The sequence below is a fragment of the Halorubrum sp. SP9 genome (genome assembly GCF_005435015.1).
Taxonomy (GTDB): Archaea; Halobacteriota; Halobacteria; order Halobacteriales; family Haloferacaceae; genus Halorubrum; species Halorubrum sodomense.
In genome coordinates this window covers 1-372 of record NZ_SGXU01000476.1, presented here as the reverse complement: position 1 = coordinate 372, position 372 = coordinate 1, and the positions used below count along the sequence as shown (strand labels likewise).

The window sequence follows — 372 nt, the reverse complement described above, 5'->3', positions numbered from 1 at the left end:
GGACCGCTCTCTCCGTGGCCTTGAATACGAATTTTTAGGTCTTTGTGACCGCGCTGCCGTAGAGTACCAGGCGACGATTGACGAGGCGACCGAGGAGCTCATGGCATGAGCAGTACCCGTCCCGAGAGCGACAACGAGTTGGCGGGGGTCACGTCGCTCGCAGATGCGATTCGAACGGACGAACCCGAGGACACTCGCTCATGCCCCCACGAGACGTGTGAGGGATCACTATCGGTGCGGGATGACGACACGGTGTACTGTACGGCGTGTCGCTGTACGCCCGATGGGGTGTATCTCCCGCCCGAAGGGTACCCCTCACGCGGTCCAGACCGCCGTGTCGAATCGTGGAACCACGGCACGTACGCCAACTCC

The 372-nt window shown here is 62.1% G+C and carries 1 protein-coding gene; it reads left to right on the top strand.

Annotated features, from left to right (window positions below; genetic code table 11):
* Positions 1 to 105 precede the first annotated feature (105 nt).
* A partial coding sequence (locus EXE45_RS21020) for a hypothetical protein (protein ID WP_206750518.1) occupies positions 106 to 372 on the top strand: 267 nt, incomplete at its 3' end.